General features: G+C 76.5%; 18 protein-coding genes and 1 tRNA gene. 9 read left to right on the plus strand and 10 right to left on the minus strand.

Features of this window, described 5'->3' with window-relative positions:
- Positions 1-135 precede the first annotated feature (135 nt).
- Both LY71_RS16900 and LY71_RS24520 read left to right on the plus strand, forming a co-directional pair.
- Positions 136-369, plus strand: coding sequence for a helix-turn-helix transcriptional regulator (locus tag LY71_RS16900; protein ID WP_106279775.1), 234 nt, complete (start codon positions 136-138; stop codon positions 367-369).
- Between the two features lie 999 nt (positions 370-1368).
- Positions 1369-1578, plus strand: coding sequence for a hypothetical protein (locus tag LY71_RS24520; protein ID WP_281261618.1), 210 nt, complete (start codon positions 1369-1371; stop codon positions 1576-1578).
- Positions 1579-1594: 16 nt separating this feature from the next.
- Here the strand turns inward: LY71_RS24520 and LY71_RS16910 are convergent.
- Positions 1595-1668: transfer RNA gene (locus tag LY71_RS16910), tRNA-Ile, on the minus strand.
- Positions 1669-1802: 134 nt separating this feature from the next.
- On the opposite strand from LY71_RS16910, the gene LY71_RS16915 reads away from it, so the two are divergent.
- Positions 1803-2222, plus strand: coding sequence for a hypothetical protein (locus tag LY71_RS16915; RefSeq protein ID WP_106279777.1), 420 nt, complete (start codon positions 1803-1805; stop codon positions 2220-2222).
- A 328-nt stretch (positions 2223-2550) separates the two neighbouring features.
- Positions 2551-2829: a DUF4190 domain-containing protein gene (locus LY71_RS16920; RefSeq protein ID WP_106279779.1), complete on the plus strand. Its 279-nt coding sequence runs from the start codon at positions 2551-2553 to the stop codon at positions 2827-2829.
- An 11-nt stretch (positions 2830-2840) separates the two neighbouring features.
- On the opposite strand, the gene LY71_RS16925 is transcribed toward LY71_RS16920, so the two are convergent.
- A complete protein-coding gene (locus LY71_RS16925; protein ID WP_106279781.1) occupies positions 2841-3272 on the minus strand; it encodes a DUF1707 SHOCT-like domain-containing protein in 432 nt (143 codons plus the stop codon).
- Between the two features lie 447 nt (positions 3273-3719).
- Between LY71_RS16925 and LY71_RS16930 the strand changes: the two genes are divergently transcribed.
- Positions 3720-4952 (plus strand): M23 family metallopeptidase, encoded by a 1233-nt coding sequence (locus tag LY71_RS16930; protein WP_245887968.1) that lies wholly within the window; start codon positions 3720-3722, stop codon positions 4950-4952.
- Positions 4953-4965: 13 nt separating this feature from the next.
- Here LY71_RS16930 and LY71_RS16935 read toward each other — a convergent pair whose 3' ends face one another.
- Complete coding sequence (locus LY71_RS16935) at positions 4966-5880, minus strand: maleylpyruvate isomerase N-terminal domain-containing protein (protein ID WP_106279785.1); 915 nt, start codon at positions 5878-5880, stop codon at positions 4966-4968.
- Positions 5881-6379: 499 nt separating this feature from the next.
- Between LY71_RS16935 and LY71_RS16940 the strand changes: the two genes are divergently transcribed.
- Positions 6380-6880, plus strand: a complete 501-nt coding sequence (locus LY71_RS16940; protein WP_106279787.1) for a DUF3145 domain-containing protein — start codon at positions 6380-6382, stop codon at positions 6878-6880.
- 262 nt (positions 6881-7142) lie between these two features.
- Here LY71_RS16940 and LY71_RS16945 read toward each other — a convergent pair whose 3' ends face one another.
- The 6 genes from LY71_RS16945 to LY71_RS16970 form a co-directional block, all read right to left on the minus strand.
- Positions 7143-8555: an acyl-CoA carboxylase subunit beta gene (locus LY71_RS16945; protein WP_106279789.1), complete on the minus strand. Its 1413-nt coding sequence runs from the start codon at positions 8553-8555 to the stop codon at positions 7143-7145.
- 119 nt (positions 8556-8674) lie between these two features.
- The gene (locus LY71_RS16950; protein WP_106279791.1) at positions 8675-9904 is read right to left on the minus strand and encodes a beta-ketoacyl-[acyl-carrier-protein] synthase family protein; all 1230 of its coding nucleotides are present in this window, start codon (positions 9902-9904) and stop codon (positions 8675-8677) included.
- 102 nt (positions 9905-10006) lie between these two features.
- A complete protein-coding gene (locus LY71_RS16955; protein ID WP_106279793.1) occupies positions 10007-10243 on the minus strand; it encodes an acyl carrier protein in 237 nt (78 codons plus the stop codon).
- Between the two features lie 77 nt (positions 10244-10320).
- Positions 10321-11286: a beta-ketoacyl-ACP synthase III gene (locus LY71_RS16960; RefSeq protein ID WP_211297393.1), complete on the minus strand. Its 966-nt coding sequence runs from the start codon at positions 11284-11286 to the stop codon at positions 10321-10323.
- A complete protein-coding gene (locus LY71_RS16965; RefSeq protein ID WP_245887970.1) occupies positions 11283-12509 on the minus strand; it encodes an acyltransferase domain-containing protein in 1227 nt (408 codons plus the stop codon). The genes LY71_RS16960 and LY71_RS16965 overlap by 4 nt, the downstream gene beginning before the upstream one ends.
- Before the next feature lie 173 nt (positions 12510-12682).
- Entirely contained in the window at positions 12683-13861 is a 1179-nt protein-coding gene (locus LY71_RS16970) for a PucR family transcriptional regulator (protein WP_106279795.1), read from the minus strand.
- A gap of 44 nt (positions 13862-13905) precedes the next feature.
- On the opposite strand from LY71_RS16970, the gene LY71_RS24525 reads away from it, so the two are divergent.
- The 3 genes from LY71_RS24525 (at position 13906) to LY71_RS16985 (ending at position 16588) form a co-directional block, all read left to right on the plus strand.
- Positions 13906-14625, plus strand: a complete 720-nt coding sequence (locus LY71_RS24525; RefSeq protein WP_281261619.1) for a phosphatase PAP2 family protein — start codon at positions 13906-13908, stop codon at positions 14623-14625.
- Entirely contained in the window at positions 14622-15110 is a 489-nt protein-coding gene (locus LY71_RS16980) for a pirin family protein (protein ID WP_106279798.1), read from the plus strand. Before LY71_RS24525 ends, LY71_RS16980 begins: the two co-directional genes overlap by 4 nt.
- A 77-nt stretch (positions 15111-15187) precedes the next feature.
- Positions 15188-16588 (plus strand): GH1 family beta-glucosidase, encoded by a 1401-nt coding sequence (locus tag LY71_RS16985; RefSeq protein ID WP_106279800.1) that lies wholly within the window; start codon positions 15188-15190, stop codon positions 16586-16588.
- Positions 16589-16627: 39 nt separating this feature from the next.
- On the opposite strand, the gene LY71_RS16990 is transcribed toward LY71_RS16985, so the two are convergent.
- Positions 16628-17575, minus strand: coding sequence for an FAD-dependent oxidoreductase (locus LY71_RS16990; RefSeq protein ID WP_245887972.1), 948 nt, complete (start codon positions 17573-17575; stop codon positions 16628-16630).
- Positions 17576-17585 lie beyond the last annotated feature (10 nt).

Consider the following 17585-nt stretch of genomic DNA (forward strand, 5'->3'; position numbering starts at 1 on the left):
CGCCCGCGTGCAGGGGCCTGGAGACAGACCGGAGAACGACCGGAGATGTTGGCGGTGGGCTGTCACCAATGGCCGAGATCTGGCGCCTTCTGCCAGTGCACCCCCGACCACAGCCGTCCAGCCCAGGAGTCAGCCTTGGTCCACGAGACGCCCAGCCGGCGGCGCGCCACCGAGCCCGTCCCCGAGCTGCTCACCATCACCGAAGCCGCAGAGCTCCTTCGCGCCCCCGTCGCCACCCTGCGCTACTGGCGCCACCTCGGCACCGGCCCGCGCAGCTTCCGCCTCGGCCGCCGGGTGCTCTACCGCCGCGACGACCTCAATGCGTGGATCGGTGCGCAACACGAGCAGGGCGGCTCGCCGGCGGGCTGATCGGTGGACCGTGTCGGACCCAGTTGCCAGGCTCCGTGCGACCCCTTCGGTCCTGTAGCCGAGAGCGCCAACGGAGGCACCCCATGGCCAGCATCAAGCGACGGGCGGACGGTGTCTGGCGGGCTCGGTACCGGGATCCGGCCGGCAAGGAGCACGCGCGGCACTTCAGCCGCAAGGTCGACGCGCAGCGCTGGCTCGACGAGGTCACGTCGACCGTCGTCACCGGGACCTATACCGACCCGGCCCTCTCACGAGTGACGGTGGGGGAGTGGGGACGCCGCTGGCTCGACGGCCACGCGGCGCTCAAGCCGTCCACCCGCGGGCGTTACGAGTCCTTGATGCGCTGCCACATCGAGCCGCGGTGGGGGACGACCTCGATCCGCGCCGTGAACGTCGCGGACGTGGAGAGCTGGTTGGCGGACATGATGGCCCGCGGCCTGGCCGCCTCCAGCGTCCGCCAGGCGTACCGCGTCCTCTCACTGATCCTCGAACACGCCGTGCGCGCCGGGCGGCTACCACGCAATCCGGCCGGGGGCGCATCCCTTCCCAGGGCCCACCCGCGCGACAAGCGGTTCCTGAGCCACGCGGAGGTCCAGCGGCTCACGACCGCCGCCGGTGACTACCGGCTGGTCGTCGAGATGCTGGCCTTCACCGGCCTGCGCTTCGGTGAGCTCGCGGCATTGCGGGTCGGGCGGGTGGACCTGCTCCGTCGCCGCCTGGAGATCGCCGAGTCGGTGACCGAGGTCAACGGGGCAACGGTGTTCGGTACGCCGAAGACCCACCATCGCCGCTCCGTGCCGATCCCGCGATCGCTGATCGACGAGCTGGCGCAGGTGGTCGCCGGCCGGGCGCCGGGCGAGCTGCTGTTCACCAGCCCCGAGGGCGGGATCCTGCGCGTCGGTAACTTCCGGAAGCGGGTCTTCGACCGTGCGGCCCTCCGAGGCGGGCCTGCCCGGGCTCACCCCGCACGAGCTCCGGCACACCGCGGCCAGCCTCGCGGTGTCCGCCGGAGCGAACGTCAAAGCCGTCCAACGCCTCCTCGGGCATGCCTCGGCCGCGATGACCCTGGACGTCTACTCCGGGCTGTTCGACGACGACCTGGATGCCGTCGCTGACCGCCTCGACGAAGCCGCAATCCGCGCTCGTGCGGACTTTCTGCGGACTGAGCGAGGCTCCGACGTCGTCCCGATCAAGCCTGCACGGCGCTGACCTGCATGAACACCGGTGGGGCGGGTGGGGCTCGAACCCACGACCCAGGGATTATGAGTCCCATGCTCTGACCGGCTGAGCTACCGCCCCGTACGAGCGCGGTCCAGCCTGCCAGACGTCGTCGACCGGCTCCCCGGGGCGTCCAGCCGACTCTCAGCGGGCACGCGGCCCCAGCGCAGGCCCAGGCGTGACCGTGGGGCTTCCCCCGGACCGCGAGGAGCCACGTGAACGAGCAGCAGACCCCGAGTGCCGACCGATGGGAGCCGTCGGGCACCCCGCACCACACGGCCACGGCCCGGGTGCCGGCCGCTCCGGCCCCGTTCCCGGCCTGGACGGCGACCGGCAGGCCCAGCCGGCTGCCCGCTCGGCTGCGACAGCGGGCCGCTGTCGGCGCCGCGGCTGCCGCCCTGCTGGCGGTCGGCGGCATCGGCGGGTTCGCCGTCGGCCAGGCCGCGGCCGGCGACGGGACCCCGTCTCTGGTACACCAGGGCGGCCTCCCGGGCGGCAGCGCTCCCGACGGCACGCCGGACTTCCCACCCGGCGGCGACCCCGGAACGCCGCCCGGCTCCGGCGACACGGCCCCGGACGACGGCGCCACGGACGACGGCGCCACGGACGACGGCACCACCGGCGACCCCGCGTGAGCGCCGCCGTGACTCCCGCTCAGGGAGGCCGGCGGCCACCGCTCCCTGGGCGGCCCGTCGCCTGACGCGGGTGCCCGTCGCCGCCGGCTGACCCGCAGACCCGACCGTCCGCGTCCACAGCCGACCCGTCGTCCACAGGTCCGGCCGGGCGCTGCCTCGACTCACGCGCCCCTGATGGGCTGCTCCGTGAGACGAGCAGCCGGCGCGGTGCCGGCCGGGAGGAGGAGCGGTGACGGGTCAGGGCGCAGCGGAACGAGTCGGGGGCCACGTCGGGGAGGGCCCGCCGTGGCCTCCGGGCGCGGGATCGGCCGCCTCCCGGCCGGGCGGGATGGCCACCGGGGGGCTGGGCTGCAGTCTCGCCGCGCTGCTCCCGGTCCTCCTGCGCCTGGCGGACGTCGTCGTGCCCGCACCTCTCGTCCCCGGTGCCCTGCAGGGTCCGACCCTCCTCGCCTCGCCGGTGCTGGCGATCACCGGCGTCGTCCTGTCGGGTGTCGCGCTCGGCACCGGGTCCGGGCGCCGCGGCCGGGCCCTCGCCGGCGTGCTGGTCGGCAGCACCTGGCTCGTGCTGCTGTCGGCTCTCCTGCTGCTCCTGGCCGCGGCGGTCTAGGTGACCGGACCTCAGCGCGGGCTGCGGGGGCCGTCCCAGCGGTCGAAGCCACCGGGGCCGCCGTCGAACAGCGCGTGCAGCGTCATCGAGCCCAGCGCCACGAGGACGACGAGCGCGACGACGGCCAGCAGCGCGAGCCGGAGCGCGGCCGGGCCGCCACCACGGGCGGTGGTGACCGTCGCTCGCACCTGCTCCCAGGCCAGCAGTCCGAGCGGCCGCCAGCCGGGCGCGGTCCGGTCGGGCGCCAGCGGCGGGAGGTCGGCGGTCAGCGGCGCCAGGTCGCGCAGGTGGACGGCGGCGAAGGCGGCGGCCATCCGGTCGCTGCCCTCGTCCGGCGTGAGCATCCCCCGTGCGACGGCGTCCTGCAGCCGGTGCACCGTGGCCGCCCGGTCGCTGTCGGCCGCCCGCATCGGCGGGCCCTGCACCGGGGTGGGGTCGTCCATGTGGTTCCTCCTGCTGCGTGCCGGTCCGGCCGGCCAGGGTGCCCGCCGATCCTGTGACGGAGCTGTGAGCTGCGGCACTGAGCGGTACCGCGACCTGCCAGGGAGACATGGTGTGGCACACGGTGCACTGGTCCGCACGTCCCGTGAACGCCGCAGGTGAGGAGGTTGAACGCGCAAACAGGCGCGCCGGGATCGTCACCGTTCCGTGATCTGGGGATGGGGCGGCCGTGTAGGTTCTCCCGCGGTCCTGCCGGGCCTCAGCTCCTCGAACCGAGGGCCCCGGGCAGGCCCCGCCTGACTGCCCGGCCTGCGCGCCGGGGGACCGGGGACCTCTGGGAGTCCCCGGATCGGTCACGCCCGCGGACGCCGGACGCGGGTACGGGCGCGCCCTGGTGGGGTGCACCCGACGGCCCGACGGGCGGCCGCGAGGAACGGAGAGACGCCCTCTTGGCGACCCTGCACCACCGCACCGCCCTCGGCGCCCGCCCCGTCCTGCCCCGCCGTCTCGGCCGCGCCGTGCTCGCCGCCGGGATCGCCCTCGGGGTGGTCCTGACGGCACCCGCGCCCGGCCTGGCCGCCCCCGAGGACGACGTCGCGGCCGCGGAGGCCGCGGAGCGCGACCTCGTCGCCGAGGTGGACCGCATGACGGCGGAGGTGGCCGCAGCGGAGGAGGCGCTGCAGCGGATGACGGTCGAGGCCGAGGCCGCCGCCGACGCCGCGCTCGTCGCCCAGGCGGAGCTGGCCGGCGCGCAGGAGGCCGCCACCCGCGCCGCGGAGGAGCTGCAGGCCGCGCGCGACGCGGTCGCCGCTGCCGAGGACGAGGTGGTCGAGCTCGGCCGCGAGGCCTACATGGGCAGCGGCGGGGAACTCGGCGGAGACGTCACGGTGCTGCTGGACAGCGAGGGCCCCCGTGAGGTGCTCGAGCGCGCGGCCACCCTCGACCTGCTCGGCGTGCAGCGCGCGCAGACGCTGCAGGAGTTCGAGCTGCTCGAGGCGCAGGAGGAGGAGGCCGATGCCGCCGCCCGCGCCGCCGTCGAGGAGCGGGACGCCGCCGCGCGCGTCGCCGCCGAGGCGCAGGCCGCCGCCGACGCCCGGCTGGCCGAGGCCCAGGGCGACTTCGACGCGCTGTCGGCGGAGAAGGCCGCGCTCGACGGGCGGCTGCGTGCCGCGGAGGTCGAGCTGCTCCGCCTGCGAGGCATCGCCGAGGCCGAGGCCGCGTGGGAGGCCCAGCAGCAGGCCGAGCAGGCCGCCGCGGTCACCGTGCAGTCCACCGGGGGCGGGGTCGCCCCGACCACCGGCCGGGTGACCTCCTGCTACGGCGCCCGCTGGGGGACCATGCACTACGGCATCGACATCGCCGCCCCGATCGGGACGCCGGTGTTCGCACCCGCCGGGGGTGTCGTCCTGCAGGCCGGTCCGGCCAGTGGCTTCGGCCAGGCCGTCTACGTGCAGCACGACGACGGCCGGGTCACCGTCTACGGCCACGTCAACCAGTTCTTCGTCTCCGCCGGCCAGGTGGTCAGTGCCGGCGAGCGGATCGCCGAGGTCGGCAACAAGGGCCAGTCGACCGGGCCGCACCTGCACTTCGAGGTGCACGAGGGCGGTCTCTACGCCAACCGGGTCAGCCCCATCCCGTGGCTGAGCGCGAGGGGCGTCTCCCTGGGCGGCGGCTGCACCTGACCGGTCGTGGGCGTCACCGGCGCCCGCGCAGTCGGCCGAGCAGGTCACCGGCGCCCCCGACGGTCCGCGCGGCGAGCGCCAGCACGGGGGCGCCGGGGATGCCCGGGGCCGACTCCACGATGGGGGCCAGCCGCACCAGTCCGGGCAGGTGGTGCACGCGCAGTTGCCGGCGCACCAGCGCCGCGGCCGGGTTGGTCCGGCCCGAGGCGGCGGCCAGCAGCACATCGGCCCGCGCCTCGACGGTGGCCCCGCGCGGGCGGCCGGCGTCCAGGCGCCGGACCGTCCAGCCCCCGGTGTCGGCGGCGAAGCCCCACCCGCCGTCCGGGGTGACCAGTGCCGCCCCGCCGGTGATGCCCGCGGCCGCCGCGAGCGCCCCGGTCACGTCGGCGAGCGCGGCGAGACCGGACTGCAGCACCGATGCCGGCGGGGGAGGGGCGCCCGCGTCCGCGAGGTCGAGCCCGTGGACGGCGAGCTCGTAGGCCTGTCCGAGCACCACCGACAGGAGCGGCAGTCGGCCCACCGTGGACACCGTGGGCGCGGTGTCGAGCTCCTCGGGCTCCTCGGTCAGGTAGCGGACCGTGGCCTCGCGGTTGCGGCGCAGCGCGGCGAGCACCTCCTCCCGCGGGGCGTCGCGGTGCGCCGCCGTCACCCGGGCGTTGGTGCCGTCGACGTCGGCCGGCGTCCCCGTGCCACCGGCGCGGGCCGAGGCGACCAGGCCGGCCAGGGCCTCGTGGTCGGGCCACGCGCCCAGGTGCACGCACACCTCGTGCACCCGCCAGCCGGGCAGCCGCGTCGGCCGGCCGAGGTCGACGGCCGCGGTCTGGTCGAGGAAGGCGTCCCAGGCGTCGAGCACCATCGGCCCCACCACGTCCCGGCCGGCGTCGGCCAGCCCGTGCCGCCGCGCCTGCCCACCCCGGTCGCCGGTCATGCCGGAGGCCCTACCCACCGCCGCGCCACCACGACGCCGTCCCGGCCGCCGTGCTGCCCGCCCGCGGACCAGGTGATCCCTGCCCAGCGGCTGCACACCGGACCCAGGCGTGGCGGGGACCGGGTCCGCGAACTCCTTGGGTGGTCACCGGTCCTGCGTGGCGGTCACCGACCGTGATGCCGGAACGATGGAGTCCAGCAGGGGACACGAGGTCCCGCGACACCTGGTGACGGCGCCGCCGGTGTACCGTCAGGACGATCCCGGACCGGGTTGGACGGTGGGGTCGCCGTCGTGGTATGGCGCTGACCAGCACTTCCGTCGTGCCCGAGATCACGCCCGTCACTTCTGACGCATGTGGCGCATCCGCACTGGCGCGACGGGTACCTCATCGTGCACACTGTCCCCGGAGGCCCTGATCCGCCGCCGCTGACCACAGCCTGTCACCGAACCGATCGTCCGTTGGGGAAGACGAGACCGATCGAGTCGATGGAGGTGCCTCGTGCAGCGACGGTCTACCCAGGGTGTCGTCTTCGTGCACTCCTGCCCGAAGGCGCTCTGCCAGCACGTCGAGTGGGCGCTCGAACGCGTCGTCGGCGCGCCGGTCTCCCTGTCGTGGGCCGACCAGCCCGCGGCGCACGGTGCCTACCGCGCCGAGGTCGCCTGGACCGGGTCCCCCGGGACGGGAGCCAAGCTGGTCGCCGCGCTGCGCCAGTGGCCGATGCTGCGCTTCGAGGTCACCGAGGAGGCCAGCCACGGCAACGACGGTGAGCGGATGTCCTACGTGCCCGGGCACGGGGTGTTCCGCGCGCCGACGAGCGCCAACGGCGACATCGTGGTCACCGAGCAGCAGCTGCGCACCCTCGCGGCGACCGCCACGTCGGTCGAGGCGTTCCGCCACGGCGTCGATCAGCTCCTCGGCGCGGCCTGGGACGCCGACCTCGAGGTGTACCGCTACGCCGGCGACGGCAGCCAGACGACCTGGCTGCACCAGGTCGTCTGAGGGAACACGCAGGTCACGATCCGGGCACACGAGATGAGGACCTGCGGGAACTCGTCGTAGGCTCCAGACCAGGTCGACCGGACGCCGTCGGGGAAGCGGCGTCCGGGAGACCTCACGAGAGGCCCGCCACCGCTGCAGCGGTGGCGGGCCTCTCCTCTCGTGCGCCCCCGGACGGGCGTCCTACTGCACCGCAGCGTGTCCCACGTGACCGCCCACCGTCCGCTGGGACGCGCGACGATCAGGTCACCTGATCGTCGCCCCCTCAGAGCGGGATGTTGCCGTGCGCTCCCCGGCCGGCCGGTGCACCGGCCAGCGCGGCCACCAGCGCCCGCCGGGTGCGGCTCGGCTCGACCACCTCGTCGACCACGCCGATCTCCAGCGCCCGGTCCACCCCGCCTGCGATCCGCTCGTGCTCGGCGGCCAGCTGCGCGTGCAGGGCCTCGCGCTCGGCGGGCGGCACGGCGGCCAGCCTCTTGCGGTGCAGGATGCCGACGGCGGCCTTGGCGCCCATGACGGCGACCTCCGCACCCGGCCAGGCGAACACCGCCGTGGCACCCAGGGAGCGGGCGTTCATGGCGATGTACGCGCCGCCGTAGGCCTTGCGGGTCACCAGCGTCACCCGCGGCACCACGGCCTCGGCGAAGGCGTGCAGCAGCTTGGCGCCGCGCCGCACCACGCCGTCCCACTCCTGGCCGACGCCGGGCAGGTAGCCGGGGACGTCGACGAGCACGACCAGCGGCACCCCGAACGCGTCGCACATCCGCACGAAGCGGGCCGCCTTCTCCGCCGAGGCCGAGTCCAGGCAGCCGCCCAGCCGCAGCGGGTTGTTGGCGACCACGCCGACCGTCCGCCCGCCGAGCCGGCCCAGGGTGGTCACCACGTTGGGCGCCCACCGCGGGTGCAGCTCCAGCCCGGGCCCGTCGAGGACGGCGGCCACGAGCGGCCGGACGTCGTAGGCGCGGTTGGTCCGCTCGGGCAGCAGCGCCCGCAGGTCGACGTCGGCCTCGGCGGCGGCCGGTGCGAACGAGCCCTGGGCGGCCAGCAGGTGGACCGCCTGGCGCGCGGTCCCCAGCGCGGCGTCCTCGGAGTCGGTGACCACGTGGACGACGCCGCTGCGGCGGCCGTGGGTGTCGGGCCCGCCGAGGCTCTCCATGTCGACGTCCTCGCCGGTGACCGAGCGGACGACGTCGGGGCCGGTGACGAAGACCCGCCCGGCCGGGCCCATGACCACCAGGTCGGTCAGCGCCGGGCCGTAGGCGGCGCCGCCGGCGGCCGGGCCCAGGACGACGGAGACCTGCGGCACCCGTCCCGAGGCGCGCACCATCGCGGCGAACACCTCGCCGACGGCGTGCAGCGCGGTGACCCCCTCGGCCAGCCGCGCGCCGCCGGAGTGCCAGATGCCCACGACCGGCAGCCGCTCGCGCAGCGCCGTGTCGATGGCGTCGACGACGTGCCGGCAGCCGTCGGCGCCCATGGCGCCGCCCATCACCGTGGCGTCGGTGCAGTAGGCGATCACCGGAGTGCCGGACACGGTGCCGCGGGCGGCGAGGACGCCGGAGGTGTCGCGGGGGGCCAGCAGGGTCGCCGACCCGGCGTCGAGGAGGCGCAGCAGTCGGTCCTCGGGGTCGCGCGGGTCGGCGGTGGGCAGCGTCGGGACGGCGTGCAGCGTGGTCACGGGGTCTCCTGAGGCCGGCGCGGGGCCGGTGGGGGTGGCCGGCCCCGCGGAGCCGGTGGGTGGCCCCGTCCGGAGGCTCACCCCGAGCCTGCGAGGGGTGAGGGGGACGGGGTCCTTCTTCAGGCGCTCGTGAAGACCAGCGCGATGTTGTGGCCGCCGAAGCCGAAGGAGTCGTTGACCGCGGCGGTGAACGAGGCCTTCCGCGGCTCCCGGCGGACGATGTCGAGGGCCTGCACGGCGGCGTCGTCGTCGGGGTCGTCGAGGTTCGCCGTCGCGGGGACGACCTGGTCGCGCAGCGCCAGGATGGTGAACACCGACTCCAGCGCGCCGGCGGCGCCGAGCAGGTGGCCGGTCTGGCTCTTCGTCGCCGTCACCAGCACGTGCTCGCCGACCGAGTCGCGGATGGCCGCGGCCTCTGCCGTGTCGCCGACCGGCGTGGAGGTGGCGTGCGCGTTGACGTGGCCGACCTCGGTGGCCGACAGGCCCGCGTCGCGCAGCGCGGCGGAGATGGCGCGGCCGGCGCCCTCGCCCTCCGGGTGCGGCGCGACCAGGTCGTAGCCGTCGGCGGTGGCGCCGGCGCCGGCCAGCCGGGCGTGCACCTGGGCGCCGCGGGCGCGGGCGGAGTCGGCGCGCTCGAGCACCAGGGCGGCGGCGCCCTCGCCGAGCACGAAGCCGTCGCGGGCCTTGTCGAAGGGGCGCGAGGCGCGCTCGGGCTCGTCGTTGCGGGTGCTCATCGCGCGCATCGCGGCGAACCCGGCCATGGGCAGCGGGTGCACGCACGCCTCGGCGCCGCCGACCAGGACGACGTCGGCGCGGTCGAAGCGGAGCAGGTCCAGCCCCCAGCGGATCGCCTCGGCACCGGAGGCGCAGGCGCTCACCGGGGCGTGCACGCCGCCTCGGGCGCCGACCGCCAGGCCGACCGCGGCCGCGGGGCCGTTGGGCATGAGCATCGGGATGGTGAAGGGGGAGACCCGCTTGGGGCCCTTCGCCTCCAGGACGTCGTCCTGGCCGAGCAGGGTGAGCGCGCCGCCGATGCCGGTGCCGAAGACGACGGCGACCCGCTCCGGGGCCACGCCGGCGTCGGCCGCGCCGGACTCCCGCCACGCCTGCTCGGCGGCGATGACGGCCACCTGCTGGCTGCGGTCCAGGCGCCGGGCGCGGACCCGGTCGATCTGCTCGGCCGGCTCCTGCGCGAGGCGGGCGACGAGCTTGGCGGGGAACTCGCTGGCCCAGTCGTCGGTGATGCGGCTGACCCCCGACCTCCCGGCCAGCAGCGCGTCCCAGGTGCTGGCGACGTCACCACCGAGTGGCGTGGTGGCGCCGAGGCCGGTGACGACGACGTCGGTCATGACGGTTTCCTCCTGGGAGCGGTGCGGCCGGGGGCCGGGGGGCCGGCCACCCTTCGGGTACCCACGCCGAGCTCGCGCGGCATGGGGGGAAGGGTGGTCCTGCTACTGGTTCTTCTGGATGAAGCTGATGGCGTCGCCGACGGTCTTGATGTTGCCGAGCTCGTCGTCGGGGATGGCCACGCCGAACTTGTCCTCGACGGCGGTGGCGATCTCGACCATCGACAGGGAGTCGACGTCGAGGTCCTCGGTGAACGACTTCTCCGGGGTGGCGTCGGCGGGGGCGACCCCGGCGACCTCCTCCAGGATCTCGGCCAGACCTGCCTGGATGTCCTCGCTCACGCGGGGTCCTCTCTCTCGGTGGGGGGCGGGGGCTGCCCGCCGTCGGGCCCGGGTGGGTCCGGGGGTCACAGTGCCCGTCAGGGCAGGCGGAACACCTGGCCGGCGAAGGTCAGGCCCGCGCCGTAGCCGAGAACGAGGGCGAGGTCACCGCTCTTGGCCTCGCCGGACTCCAGCAGCGCGCTCAGCGCCAGCGGGACCGACGCGGCCGAGGTGTTGCCCGACTGCACGATGTCGCGGGCGACGACGGTCTTCTCGCCGAACCCGAGCTTGCGGGTCATCGACTCCACGATGCGCAGGTTGGCCTGGTGCGGGGCGAACACGTCGATGTCGTCGGGGCCGACGCCGGCGGCCTCCATGGCCTCGACGAGGGTGTCGGTCAGCTTGGTGGTGGCCCAGCGGTAGACGGCCTGGCCGGCCATCGTCATCGTCGAGCTGCCCGCGGCGATCTCGATGGCGTTGTACTGGTCGCCGTCGCTGCCCCAGACGACCGGGCCGATCTCGGGCTCCTCGGAGGCGCCGATGACCGCGGCACCGGCGCCGTCGGCGAAGATGACCGCCGTCGAGCGGTCGGTCTGGTCGGTGACGTCGGTGAGCCGCTCGACGCCGACGACCAGCGCGTTGCGGGCCGAGCCGCCGCGGATGGCGTCGGAGGCCACCCCGAGGGCGTAGCAGAACCCGGCGCAGCCGGCGTTGAGGTCGAAGGCACCCGGCCGGGGGATGCCCAGGCGGTGGGCGACCTGCGGGCCGATGCCGGGGATGGGGGCCCGGAGGCTGGCGCTGGCCAGCACGACCAGGTCGACCTCGTCGGGGGCCAGGCCACTGGCGGCCAGCGCCTTGCCGCCGGCCGCGACGGCCATCTCCACCAACGTCTCGTCGTCGGAGGCCCAGCGGCGCTCGGCGATGCCGACCCGGCTCTGGATCCACTCGTCGTTGGTGTCCATGACCTGGGCGAGCTCGTGGTTGGTCACCCGCCGGCGGGGCCGGTAGGAGCCCAGGCCGAGGACGCGGGTGCCGGGGGCGCCCTTCTTGAGGTGGATGCTCACGCGGAGACCTCCGGGTAGAGACGGGCGAGGGGGTCGCCGGCGTCGACCAGGTCGCCGTCCTGGACCAGCCACTCGGCGAGGACGCCGTCGTAGCCGGCCGAGACGTCGGCCTCCCCGCGGCGGCTGCGGATGCGGCCCAGCGGCGTGCCGGCCGGCAGCCGGGTGCCCTCGGCGACGTCGGCGGGGCTGACCGTGCCGCGGACGGGGGAGACGACGACCCGCCAGTCGGGCTGGTGCTCGGGCTCGGGGCGGCCGCGGGCGGCGTCGATGAGGGCGCGGGCGCGGTCGAGGTCACCGGGACCGGACAGCGCGAGCACCTCGATGTCGGCACCCTTCCACTCGCGCTTGGCCAGGCCGGCCAGCGCGCCGGCGGGCGGGAGCTCGATGGCCGCGGTGACACCGAGGTCGCGCAGCGTGGCCAGGCACGCGTCGAAGTGGACGGGGCTGGTGACCTGGGTGACCAGGCGGGAGAGCACCTCGGCGCCGGAGGAGACCGCGGCGCCGTCGGCATTGGACAGCAGCAGGCGGCTGGGGTCGGCCGGCTGCAGGCCGCCGACCAGCGCCTCGAGCTCCTCGCGGGCCGGTGCCATGTAGGGGGTGTGGAAGGCGCCGGCCACCGACAGCGGCAGCACGCGCGCCCCCGCCGGCGGCGCGGCCTTGAGCGCGGCGAGGCCCTCGAGCGGCCCGGCGACGACGGTCTGGCCGCCGCCGTTGAGGTTGGCCGGGGCCAGCCCGTGCTGCTCGAGCGCGGCGGCCAGCTCGTCGGCGTCGCCGCCCAGGACGGCGGACATCCCGGTGGGGGTCAGCGCGCACGCCCGGGCCATCGCCCGGCCGCGCACGGCGGTCAGCGCGATGGCGGCCTCGACCGACAGCACGCCGGCCAGCGCCGCGGCGGTGAGCTCGCCGACGCTGTGCCCGGTGATGACGACGTCGCGGCCGGTCTGCGGCGAGTGCGCGACCGGACCGGGCAGGCCGCCGAGCTCCCGGGCGACGAACAGGCTCATCGCGACGACCAGCGGCTGGGTGACCGCGGTGTCCTTGATGGCCTCGGCGTCGCCGGTGGTGCCCAGCGTCAGCAGGTCGGCGTCGGCGATCGCGCCGGCCCAGCGGAAGAAGGACTCGGCGCCGGGCAGCTCCAACCAGGGGGTCAGCATCCCGGGCTTCTGGGCACCCTGTCCGGGGGCGAGGACGGCCAGCACGTCCTCCACCGTGTCAGAGGACACCGGCGCCCGCGCGTCCGCCGCACACGAAAGCGCACCGGTGTCTTCTGTGGGAACCCTCCAAAGCGGAGCCCCAGACGCGCCGTCGCGGGCCCGTTCAGTGGTGGACACCACTAGAAGGACCCCCGTGCCCCCCACCGCTCGCAAGCTCGCCGCGGGCCCCTGCACGGGGGCCGTCAATGCCAGAGGGAGCGGCCGCCGTCGAGGTCGGCGAGGACCAGGGCCACCTGCAGCGTCCAGGCGCCGCGGGGGTCGGTGGCCACCTGGCCGGTCAGCTCGCTGGCCCGCTTGAGCCGGTAGCGGACGGTGTTGGGGTGCACGAACAGCGCCCGCGCGCTGGCCTCCAGGTTGCCGCCGCCGGCGAGCACCGCGCGCACCGTCTCGAGCACCCCGCCGCCGGCGCCGCGCAGCGGCCGGACCACCCGCTCGGTGAGCGCCGCACGGGCCAGCGGGTCGCCGTCGAGGGCGCGCTCGGGCAGCAGGGCGTCGGCCCGCACCGGGCGGGGCGCGCCGGGCCAGGCGCGGGCGGCCCGCCAGCCGGCCAGCGCCGCGGCGGCCGACCCGCCCGCGTCGCTGAGCCGGTCGACCACCGGGCCGAGCACCACCGGGCCCGGTCCGAACTCCTCGGCCACCCGGTCGGCCGCCGTCCGCACGTCGTCGGCCCCGCCGAGGACGACGACGAGCTGGTCGGCGTGCACCCCGACCATCACCTCGCAGGACTGGGAGCGGGCGGCCCGGCGGACGGCGGCGTGCGCGTCGCCGACGTCGGGGGCGGCGCCGACCAGCACGGTCACCGGGCTGGTGTCGGCCCAGCCGAGCGCCGCGGCGCGGCCGGGCAGCTCCTCCGAGCGCTCCCCGCGCACCAGCGCGTCGACCACCAGCGCCTCGAGCCGGGCGTCCCAGGCGCCGCGGTTCTCCGCGAAGCTGGCGTAGACGTGCGCGGTGGCGAAGGCGACCTCGCGGCTGTACTGCAGCACCGCCACCCGCAGCGCGTCGACGTCCCCGGGCTCGGCGACGGACTCGACGTGGTCGTCCATGACCTCGGCGGTGAGCTTGACCAGGTCGACGGTGTGCTTGAGCGGCATGACCCGCACCAGCTCCCGGGGGGCGGCGCCGAAGACCTCGCCGGTGAGCCGGGGCGGGCGGCCGGGGTGGCGGCACCACTCGACGAGCGAGGCGATGCCGGCCTGCGCCACCAGCCCCACCCAGGAGCGCTGGTCGGCGGGCAGCATGCGGAACCACGGCAGGTCGTCGTCCATGCGCGCCACCGCGCGGGTGGCGATCGCCCCGGAGGCGCGCTCGAGCCGCCGCAGCGTCGCCGCCGACGGCGGGTGGGCGCTCACCCGGTGGGCCACCCGGTCAGCGTGTCACGGCCCGGCGGGTCGGGGAGAGTGGGGGAGTGGAGCCCACCGGACCGGTCACCGCACCGGCCACCCCGCCGGCCCCCGTCCCGCATCGCACCCGCCGCCGGGTGCGGGCCGCGATCGGCGGCTGTGTCGCCGTCCTGGTCGTGCTGGGCGCGGGGGTCCTGACCGGCTTCGCCCCCCAGGCCCGCCTCGACGAGGCGGTCAGCCGGTCGCTCTACGCCGGTGACGACCGCAGTGCGCTGGTTGGCGGGCTGCTGGAGGTGCTCACCACGCCGGGGGTCACCTGGTTCCGGGTGCTGGTGTTCCTCCCCGCGCTGGTCTGGCTGGTCCGCCGCCGGCGGTGGCGCACGCTGCTGTGGGTGGTCCTGGCGATCACCGCCATCGGCCCGGTGACCACCGCGCTCAAGGAGCTCGTGGGCCGCGCCCGGCCGGCGTTCGAGAACGGCGGGCTGACCTACGAGGGGCTGTCCTACCCCAGCGGGCACTCCTCGGGCATCGCCACGCTGGTCACCGTCGGGCTGGTGCTGGCCTGGCCGCGGCTGACCGCGCGCGCCCGCCGCGGCGCCCTCCTCGCGGGGGTGGCCCTCGCCGTCCTCGTGGCGCTGACCCGGATGTGGCTGGGCGTGCACTTCCTCTCCGACGTCCTCGGCGGCCTGGCCCTGGGGACGGCGTGGTCGCTGGCGGTCGCGCTGGTCGCCCGCGGCCTCCCCGGCGGCGCCGCGGCGCTGCCCGAGCGCGGGGCGCCGCGGTGACCGGCCTGGTCGGCCGCACCCTGCTCGAGCCGGGCGACGGGTCGCTCGGGCCGCTGCTGCGGGTCACCGAGGACCGGCTGGGCCCGGCCACCGGCTACGGCCGCCACGACCACCGGGCCGTCGATGTCGTCGCGGTGGTGCTGGCCGGCTCGCTCACCCACGCCTGGGAGGCGGGCGCGCCGATGTCCGCCGGGGACGTCGGCGTGCTGCGGGCCGGGACCGGGCTGGCCCACGACGAGGTGGCCGGCCCCGACGGGGCGCGGGTGGTGCAGACGTACCTGCGGGCCGCCGATCCCGCCGCGCCGCCGTCGCACGCGGTGCACCGGGCCGTGCGGGGCTGGCTGGACCTGGGCCGGCCCGACGCCCGCCTGTGGGTCGGGGACGACGGCCCCGGCGTGCCCGACGGCGTGGTGCTGCGCCCGGCGGACGGTCCCGTCCTGGTCTGGCAGGTGGACACGAGCCGGCCGTCCTGGAGCGAGGACTGAGCGACCGCCGGGAGGGCCGCCGCGGGCGTGGTGTAGACCCGCAGGGAACCGTTCCCTGCTCCCGGAGGTCCTCCCCCATGACGACCGACGCCCCGCGCGAGGACCTCCTCGCCGGCCTGTCGTTCCCGCCCGGCTTCGTCTTCGGCGCCGCGACCGCGGCCTACCAGATCGAGGGCGCCGTCGACGAGGACGGACGGGGCCGGTCGATCTGGGACACCTTCAGCCACACCCCGGGCCGCGTGTTCGAGGGCCACACCGGCGACGTCGCCGTCGACCACTACCACCGCTACCGCGACGACGTCGCGCTCATGGCCGACCTGGGGCTGTCGGCCTACCGGTTCTCCGTGGCGTGGCCGCGGGTGCTGCCCGAGGGCAGCGGCCGGGTGGAGCAGCGTGGCCTGGACTTCTACCGCCGCCTGGTCGACGCCCTGCTGGAGGCCGGCGTCGACCCGTGGCTGACCCTCTACCACTGGGACCTGCCGCAGACGCTGCAGGACCGCGGCGGGTGGGCCGACCGGGACACCGCGGCCCGCTTCGCCGACTACGCCGCCGTCGTCGTCGACGCCCTCGGCGACCGGGTGCGGCACTGGTCGACCCTCAACGAGCCGATGGTCAGCGCGCTGCTCGGCCACGTGGCCGGGGAGCACGCCCCGGGCCTGCAGGACCCGGTCGCCGGCGCCCGCGCCGTGCACCACCTGCTGCTCGGCCACGGCCTGGCCGCCGCCCGGCTGCGCGAGGCCGGGGTCACCGACCTCGGCATCACGCTGAACTTCACGCCGATGCGCGCGGCGAGCGACGCGCCGGCCGACGTCGACGCCGCCCGCCGGCTCGACGGCCAGCAGAACCGGGTGTTCCTCGAGCCGGTCGTGCACGGCGCCTACCCGGCCGACGTCGTCGCCGACCTCGAGGCCGCCGGCGCGCCGCTGCCGGTGCGCGACGGCGACCTCGAGGTGATCGCCGCGCCGCTGGACTGGCTGGGCGTCAACTACTACTTCGAGAACACCGTGCAGGCCGGCCCGCGCCCCGCGGGGAAGGGGCCCTCGCCGTTCATCGGCGGGCACGACGTCGTGGAGCTCGACCCCGAGGGGCCGACGACGACCATGAGCTGGGGGATCAACCCGGAGGCCTTCACCGAGGTGCTGCTGTGGCTGGGCGAGCGCGCCCCGGGGCTGCCGCTGGTGGTCACCGAGAACGGCTCGGCGTGGGCGGACGAGGTCGACGCCGAGGGGGCCGTGCACGACCCCGAGCGCGTCGACTACCTGGTGCGCCACCTCGCCGCGCTCACGACGGCGGTCGACCGCGGCGCCGACGTCCGCGGCTACTTCGCCTGGTCGCTGCTGGACAACTTCGAGTGGGCCCGCGGGTACGCGCAGCGCTTCGGCCTGGTGCACGTCGACTACGAGACCCAGCGGCGGACGGTGAAGGACAGCGGCCGGCTCTATGCCGACCTGCTCCGCCGCCACCGCGAGCGGGCCTGACCGAGGGCGCCGGGCGCGGGCGGCCGCGCCCGGCGCACCTCACACCAGGGCGACGACGTCGGCGGCGCAGCCCCAGGAGAGGGTGACGCCCGCGCCGCCGTGGCCGTAGCAGGCGACCGCCGGCCGGCCTGCCTCCGCCACGCGCTCGAGCCGGACGGTGGGCCGGCCCGGCCGCAGCCCCACCTGGCGGGACAGCACCGGGGCCTCCCGCAGCGCGGGGACCAGCGCCCGCGCCCGCGCGAGGACGGCGGCCTCGACGTCGGGGTCCGGCTCGGTGCCGGTGGCGCCCTCCACGGCCGTGCCGCCGCAGACGACGTCGTGGCCGCGGGGGATGACGTAGGTCAGCCCGTCGGGCCCGTCCTCGTCGAGCAGCCAGTCGGTCAGGCCGGGGTCGGCCAGCCGCACCACCTGCCCCTGCACCGGGACGCCGCTGTCGTCGCCCAGCAGGGGACCCGAGGCCAGTCCGGCGGCCACGACGACCACGTCGCCCGGGACGTCGTCGAGCCGGTCCACCCGCCGGCGGACGACCTCCACCCCGGCCGACCGGACGGCGCCGGCCAGCCACGGCAGGTACCGGACCGTGTCGACGACCGGCACCGTGCAGCGGGTGCCGCCGGGCACCCCGGGCGGGAGCTCGGCGGCGGTGGCGGGCCGGTGCGCCAGCCCGGCGGTCCACCACAGGTCGGGTTCGCCGTTCCGGTGCACGACGGTGCCCGGCCGCAGGGTCACCCCGGTGGCCGGGTCGTCGGCGAGCGCGGTGAAGACGGTCCGCGAGACGAGGCCCCACCGGAGCACCGCGTCCACCGGCGCGGCCCGGTAGGGGAACCAGATCGCGGCGGCCACGGCCGAGGTCGTGGCCTCCGGCGGGTCGGCGGCGTGCACTTGCACCCGGTGCCCGGCCCGCGCCAGCTCGAGGGCGCAGGTCAGGCCGACCACCCCGCCGCCGACGACGGCGACCCGCAGACCCGGGCCGCCGTCGTCTCTCACGGGGTCCTCG

Source organism: Geodermatophilus tzadiensis (assembly GCF_003002915.1).
GTDB lineage: Bacteria > Actinomycetota > Actinomycetes > Mycobacteriales > Geodermatophilaceae > Geodermatophilus > Geodermatophilus tzadiensis.